The sequence below is a fragment of the Novosphingobium guangzhouense genome, from assembly GCF_002896965.1.
GTDB classification, from domain to species: Bacteria; Pseudomonadota; Alphaproteobacteria; order Sphingomonadales; family Sphingomonadaceae; genus Novosphingobium; species Novosphingobium guangzhouense.
Window position 1 is genome coordinate 1 of record NZ_LYMM01000089.1, and the last position, 6,355, is coordinate 6,355.

A 6,355-nucleotide genomic window follows, 5' to 3' on the forward strand; every position below is an offset into this window, starting at 1 on the left:
CACAGTAATCGATGCCACGCCCAGCAGCAGGCCCACCAGCGGCGCAAAGGCAAAGACCATGATTAGGTCGTTCAGCGCCACTTGGCTCAAGGTATAGTTCGGCTCACCGTCGACGAGGTTGGACCAGACGAAGACCATCGCCGTGCAAGGCGCTGCAGCCAGCAGGATCAGTCCGGCAATGTAGGACGACGATGCGCCTCCAGGTAGCATCGGTGCGAACAGATAGCCGAGGAAAAACGTGCCGAGCAGCGCCATCGAGAATGGCTTGATCGCCCAGTTCACTACGAGGGTGACGCCGATGCCGCGCCAGTGCTGCCTAAGGCTATGGAGCGCGCCGAAATCGACCCGCAGCAGCATCGGGATGATCATCAGCCAGATCAGGCCTGCCACCACAAGGTTGACGTTGGCGATCTCCAGCGCTGCGATCGCCTCGAAGGCGCCGGGTATCAAATGGCCGAGACCGATCCCGACTGCGATGCACAGGGCCACCCACAGCGAGAGATGGCGCTCGAATAGCGACATGATCGTCAGTCCTTCCCGGCAGCGAAAGGCGCGGTCGCGGTGCCACCGCCCAAGGCCATCTGCATGTAGACCGTGTCGAGCCAGCGTCCGGCCTTCCAGCCCATGCCGGTGAGGCGGCCGACCTGCTCAAAACCGCAGGAGCCGTGCAGCGCGACGGAGGCCGGTTCGCCGCCGCCGATGACAGCGACCATCTGCCGGAAGCCATAGGCTTCGGCGGCCTCCAGCAAGGCCTTGAGCAGCAGCTTGCCGATGCCGCCACCGCGCCGGTCGTACGCCACATAGATGCTGTTCTCGCAGGCGTACGCGTAGGCCGGTCGATCGCGGAACTGCGTGGCGTAGGCATAGCCGAACACTTGATCGCCATCGCAGGCGACAAGGAACGGCCAGCCCCGGCCAGTCACCGCCAAGACCTTCTCGACGGTCTCGTCCTCGGTCGGCGGTACGACTTCGTAGGTCGCCGTGCCGTGAAGAACGTGATGCGCATAGATGGCGGCGATGGCCTGTGCGTCGTCGATCGTTGCGCTGCGAACCGAATGGGTCATTGCCGGGTCGCTTCCACGACTTCGCCATCTTCCTTGACGAAAGTGCCGCGCTGCTCGGTGGGCAGGAGGTCCAGCACTTCTTCGGAAGGACGGCAGAGCTTCACGCCCAGAGGCGACACCACTAGCGGTCGGTTGATGAGGATGGGATGCTCCATCATCGCGTCGATCAGGGCCTCGTCCGGCAAGGTCTCGTCGCCGAGGCCCAGTTCGGCATAAGGCGTACCCTTCTCGCGCAGCAGAGCGCGCGGGGTGATGCCGGCGCGCTCGATGAGTTCCAGCAGCAGTGCGCGGCTCGGCGGCGTCTTCAGGTACTCGATAATATGAGGTTCGATGCCCGCATTGCGGATCATGGCCAGGGCATTACGAGAGGTCCCGCAAAGCGGGTTATGGTAGATCACGATATCGGTCATTGTTGCCTCTTCAGCAGCAGGTGAGTTCGGAGAGAAGCGGCTCGCAGAGTTCCGCGCGGCCCTGGCAGCAATCCTTGGCCAGATAGACCATCAGTCCACGCAGCGCGTCGAGGTTGGCGCGCTGGATCTGGTGGCGACCGCGCTTCTCGGAAAGCACCAGCCCGGCCTTCGCCATCACGGCCAGATGCGTCGAGAACGTGCTCTGGGTCAGCCCCGATGCCTCCACCAGTTCACCGGTCGACAGGCCTTCAGGCTCATGCCGGATCAACAGGCGAAAAGCATCGAGCCGTGTTGGATGGCCGAGAGCGGAGAGAATAGAAAGGGCATTGTCGGTGTCCATGCATCGTGATTATCCGATACGATGACACTCGTCAACAAAAGATCGAATATTCCCGATGTGTTGGTGTTGGGAAGCATGGCAGACTTGAACAAGTCGCGACCCGAAGCTGCCTTTCCGGAATAGGTCACTCTTGTGTATCCAGAAATGTAAAGCTGACGGGCTGCACTCGGGGACGCAAAATTGGCGCTCGAGCGTCCATTAAGGGTCGCTGTGAGACGGTTTGTCCGCCCGGACACCGAGCGGCGTTTTTCACGCAACGGCAGTTTGTCGCGCAGGCATGGCGGCGATTACCACGGCATTGCGGCCGCCGCGCTTGGCTTCGTACAATGCCGTATCAGCGCGCGAGAGCAGGGTTTCATAGCGCTCCTCGTTCGGCCGGTCGGTCCAACTGACGCCGACGCTGATGGTCACGCGTGCGGCCGGGGCAGGCGATGGCAAGGCGAGCGCATAAACGTTGCTTCTCATGACCTCGGCCAGTTGCATGGCCTGCTGGGCATTGATGCCGGGAAGAACCGCCACGAACTCTTCTCCGCCATAGCGGGCCACCATATCGCTGGCTCGGCGGGCACAGCGTCCCAAAGTCTCGGCGACATCCCTCAACCTGTCATCACCCTCCTGATGGCCAAGCCCGTCATTCAGAAGCTTGAAATGGTCGATATCGATCATGAGCACTGCCAAGGTGCCGCCATTGCGGCAGGCCCGGGCCCATTCTTCATGAAGCCTGGCGTCGAAACTGCGGCGATTGGGCAGGCCTGTCAGCGCGTCGATCTGCGAGAGCCGTTCGAGGCGATCGCGCTCCTCAAGATTGCTAAGGTGAACCAGGATGTTGCGCAGCCCATAGACCAACGTCGCCATGGCAAATCCGACCATAGTCCAAACCGGCTGGATGTGTATCAACCCCGCCGACACCGCCAGCAAAGTTGCCGGAAGCATCAGCGGACTGACAGCCTGGATCACCCTCTCAAGCCGCAGTGGAACTTCGGTGGGAGAGCGCTGTGACTGGTGCCAATGAGACGCCATCAGAGCCAGGAAAAGAAAGGGCAAATCGATCAACAGATCCACCGGGCCACCAAAATCGGTGTCCTCTTGGGTATGGTTGATGAACGCTGCCGTGAGCATGTAAAGCATCGCGTAGATGCTGAGCGACGCGAAGAACTCTCGCTCGCCAGGATCGCGACAGGACATTAATCGCACTAGGGCGAAAAGCGCGATGAAAATGTTCTCGATGTCGAACATGCGGGCCAAATTCGCGGCGCCTTCCACGCTGGCTCCCGCAATCGTCGCGAACACCGAGGTGTGCGCGAAGAAGAAAAGGCCCAGCATCAGCGCCAAAAGGCCATCAATCAGGCGAACCGGCGAGACCTCCCGCGTCGGACTGGCGGTCGCGAAAATTATCGGAACCCCGTAAAGGATGAAAAGCAACATGGAGGCGATGCTCTCGCCCGTCTCATAGCCGAGGGCGAGATATACCAGTCCATTGGCAGCCATACCGCCTGCCCACAGCAACTGCGCGAACGCGAGCAAGGACCAGCCCGGTGTGCCGCTTGCCCGTGCGCGCCGGTAGGTTGCCCAGCTTGCGATCAACGCGGACGAGGTCAGGAACGCTAAAGAAATGATCGAGGCGGTGGCTGGGAAGGCGTAGCACGCCAACCCATGGACGGCGATGAAGATGCCGGCTCCGATCCAACTCAGCCTCGACGAAGCGGGCGCCGCCCACTTTTTGTGAAGAGCAACCGTCGACGGCATAATTCTCCCTTGGGCGATTTCGAACGCAGATTGTGCGAATACAGTTAGCAAAGGGTTTCTATGGCTGTTGGGCGTCCTTTCCCGGTATGGAGGATCCTACGGGTGGGGAACTCGGCACAAGCCGGGAGGCCATCCGTGTCATCAGCGCGATGTCCTGACGCTGCTCAAGGTTCGACGCTGGAAATGGGCGATGCGCCGGTTGCCGGCTCACGTGTTCGGCATTGTCCTCAGCTCTGCACCGGCTGTTGCAGCGCTAGCCGGCTTGGTCGTTCTGGGAGAGGTGCTGACGCCAATTCAATGGTTTGCTATTTTGCTCGTCATGGCAGCGTCGTCACGCAGCGCCATATCGGCCACAAAGCAGCACGCCATCGCCAATTAATGTATGAAGCGCGAGGCGCGCGTGCCGCTGTCCCGGTTGAGAACTCAAAGAGAAACATTCGCTCCGGCGTTCGTGCCAATGGCGGTCCGGTGACGTTCTTCTTTGGAATTTGGCGTGATTACTCTTTCCCTGATTGCCATTTGGAAAGGAAAAAAGAGAGCGAGCGGCTGAACGATAGGCTACTTTGGGGAACACGGATCGCCTACCTGAGTGTCCGAGTCGGGGCGGTTTCGGCGAGGCGCCACGCCGCTTAGGGGGACAAGACCTTCTTTGCCATGACCGAGCTTGAATGTCCGATCGCATAACAGCACGACGCTCAGGCCGATATTGCCGGACCGAATGCTTTCATGGGGCTGCGCTCGGCGATACGATGCGCGCGAATTCCAAGTCGTAGCTCGCTAGGTAATGGCGGTCGTTCGCGATAACGCCACTTCATTGCTGAACAGACTGTTCGCGGACCGCCGCCACGGCCTGTAGGACATTGTCGATTACGAAGTCAGGTGCTTCATGCGGCAGGCCATGCCCGGCGCGCGCGGCAATATTCTGGTGCGCATCACCGGATAACGACAGGAACTCACGCTGCATCTGCTGGGTGGCGTCCTCCAGCCTGACTGCGAGCGGTTCGGACAAACCTGGTACCATACGGAATTGCGGGCTGTGCGTCGCCACGATCACCGGTTTGGGCCCCAGTGGGCCCAACTGATGCGCCTGCTTCGCGCTCGCCCGCATGTCGAGCCGCTCCTCGTTACGGGTCGGATCTGTGACACTGTTCAAGAAGGTGCGGGCCTCGGTCACCTCCTTTTCCTCTTCTGGTGTGGGCGGCGGCAGCAGCGCCAGCCAGCGGGAGAACTGGTCGGGGTGGGTTGTCGATACGAGCACTAGACCGGCGATGTCCGCCGGATACTGAGCTGCGAACACTTGGGCGTGCAGCCCGCCCGCGGAGTGCCCGACAAGCAGATACGGCCCCTTCACGCCTGCGGCAGACAGCGCGGCATGGAGGTCGTGCGCTGCATCGAGGCTGGTTCGCGTCCCCGCTGGCGCCGGATCGCTTCCGCCAAGGCCGGCTCGGTCGTAGAGGCAGACACGAGTTGTTTGTGACACCCGCATTGCGATGCCCCGCCAGCCTCGGTCCTCCACCGGCGCCGTGCCCATTCCAGCGTCGATCACTGTCACTGGCGCGCCTTCGCCCTGGCAGGCAAGCCGGATTGATCGCCCGCCCACATCAAAACGACCATCCACCGGCCTTTGGCCCGGCGTGAAGGAGAGAGGTGCCGAAAGGACAGCGGCGGAGACTATGAGCTTGGCAGTTAGCAGGACGTTCATTGTGCGGCTCCATCGAAGCAAGTCCATAACCGGCCTTGCTCATGTGGCAGGTCAATTGAATTCAGACATAACCCTGCGAAGCGCAATCCAATTGGGTTCGGAGATCTGAAGACATTCGCACGGCGTGACCTCCACGACGGGCTTTAGTCGCAAGCTTCCGGCACCGGACGGTCTGCACTTAGCGAGCCGAATTCTGGAGGAGCCCAATTCCTGCTCCGATCATCTCACAAGGGACGAGCGGCTGATCGCACGCGTCGATCTCGGGGCAGAGCGAACCGCGTCAACCTTGCTGGTTTGCTTGATCCAATTGGTATCCGATACGCGAAGCCATACCCACGATCCTTTGAATGACGAACTGCTGGGAATGGCGGATTGGTTGGAGCTTGCCGAGGAAGGATTGGGTAATGCCGCTGCTGCGGCGGCTCGCACGCCTGAGTTCAAAGCACGTAGACTATCCTTCCCGAGGCCCGCGCGCTTCCGCCGTTCAGACAGGCTTGTCCCCAAGTTGGACGTGATGGCCATTTCAAAGCGGTTGACCATCGCCTATCGGAGGTTAGAACATAAAAGGAACAAACCCGAGTCTCCATAATCACATGCAACCCGTTTCCTCTCTTGCGAATCCAGGCATTGACGCACTTCGCGCATTGGCGTCGCCGCGTTCCGACCATCGCATCATGCCGCTCTGCCTCGAGGCGATCGATGCACGCCTTAGCTTCGGTGGCTTGCGCGCCGGCGCTCTTCACGAGGCGGCCGCGCTGACCTGCTCGCTGGTCGATGACGCCGCCGCTACGCTGTTTCTTGCCGGCATCGCCGCTCGCGAAGCCCACTCCGCCACCGCGCCGGTCCTTTGGGTCAGCTGCCGCAATGACCTCTATGCCCCCGGCCTCGAACAGGCGGGTCTCGCTTCCGCGGATGTCATCCACGCGCAGCCGCACGACGATGCGGCGCTGCTCGCCGTCGTCGAGGACGCGCTGCGCGATGGAACGCCTGCCGCCGTCGTCGCCGAAGCCAGCAAGGTCTCGATGGTGGCCACCCGCCGCCTGCAGCTTGCCGCCGCCGAGGCCGACATCCCGGTCCTCCTGTTGCGGCGTCA

9 protein-coding genes are annotated in these 6,355 nt (G+C 61.4%); 3 read left to right on the forward strand and 6 right to left on the reverse strand.

Features of this window, described 5'->3' with window-relative positions:
• The 5 genes from A8V01_RS25655 to A8V01_RS25675 form a co-directional block, all read right to left on the reverse strand.
• A partial coding sequence (locus A8V01_RS25655; RefSeq protein WP_425437360.1) for an arsenic resistance protein occupies nucleotides 1–522 on the reverse strand: 522 nt, incomplete at its 3' end.
• Between the two features lie 5 nt (nucleotides 523–527).
• A complete protein-coding gene (locus A8V01_RS25660; protein ID WP_103099093.1) occupies nucleotides 528–1,064 on the reverse strand; it encodes a GNAT family N-acetyltransferase in 537 nt (178 codons plus the stop codon).
• On the reverse strand, nucleotides 1,061–1,474 hold the full coding sequence (gene arsC / locus A8V01_RS25665) for an arsenate reductase (glutaredoxin) (RefSeq protein ID WP_103099094.1): 414 nt from the start codon (nucleotides 1,472–1,474) through the stop codon (nucleotides 1,061–1,063). The genes A8V01_RS25660 and arsC overlap by 4 nt, the downstream gene beginning before the upstream one ends.
• A gap of 10 nt (nucleotides 1,475–1,484) precedes the next feature.
• The gene (locus tag A8V01_RS25670) at nucleotides 1,485–1,814 is read right to left on the reverse strand and encodes an ArsR/SmtB family transcription factor (RefSeq protein WP_103099095.1); all 330 of its coding nucleotides are present in this window, start codon (nucleotides 1,812–1,814) and stop codon (nucleotides 1,485–1,487) included.
• A gap of 249 nt (nucleotides 1,815–2,063) precedes the next feature.
• The gene (locus A8V01_RS25675) at nucleotides 2,064–3,560 is read right to left on the reverse strand and encodes a GGDEF domain-containing protein (RefSeq protein WP_103099096.1); all 1,497 of its coding nucleotides are present in this window, start codon (nucleotides 3,558–3,560) and stop codon (nucleotides 2,064–2,066) included.
• Between the two features lie 190 nt (nucleotides 3,561–3,750).
• Between A8V01_RS25675 and A8V01_RS25680 the strand changes: the two genes are divergently transcribed.
• Nucleotides 3,751–3,939, forward strand: a complete 189-nt coding sequence (locus A8V01_RS25680) for an EamA family transporter (protein WP_245892834.1) — start codon at nucleotides 3,751–3,753, stop codon at nucleotides 3,937–3,939.
• Nucleotides 3,940–4,371: 432 nt separating this feature from the next.
• Here A8V01_RS25680 and A8V01_RS25685 read toward each other — a convergent pair whose 3' ends face one another.
• Entirely contained in the window at nucleotides 4,372–5,262 is an 891-nt protein-coding gene (locus tag A8V01_RS25685; RefSeq protein ID WP_170066075.1) for an alpha/beta fold hydrolase, read from the reverse strand.
• A gap of 124 nt (nucleotides 5,263–5,386) precedes the next feature.
• On the opposite strand from A8V01_RS25685, the gene A8V01_RS28410 reads away from it, so the two are divergent.
• Both A8V01_RS28410 and A8V01_RS25690 read left to right on the forward strand, forming a co-directional pair.
• On the forward strand, nucleotides 5,387–5,851 hold the full coding sequence (locus A8V01_RS28410) for a hypothetical protein (RefSeq protein ID WP_146037393.1): 465 nt from the start codon (nucleotides 5,387–5,389) through the stop codon (nucleotides 5,849–5,851).
• A gap of 85 nt (nucleotides 5,852–5,936) precedes the next feature.
• On the forward strand, nucleotides 5,937–6,355 hold a 419-nt coding region (locus A8V01_RS25690), incomplete at its 3' end, for an ImuA family protein (RefSeq protein ID WP_425437361.1).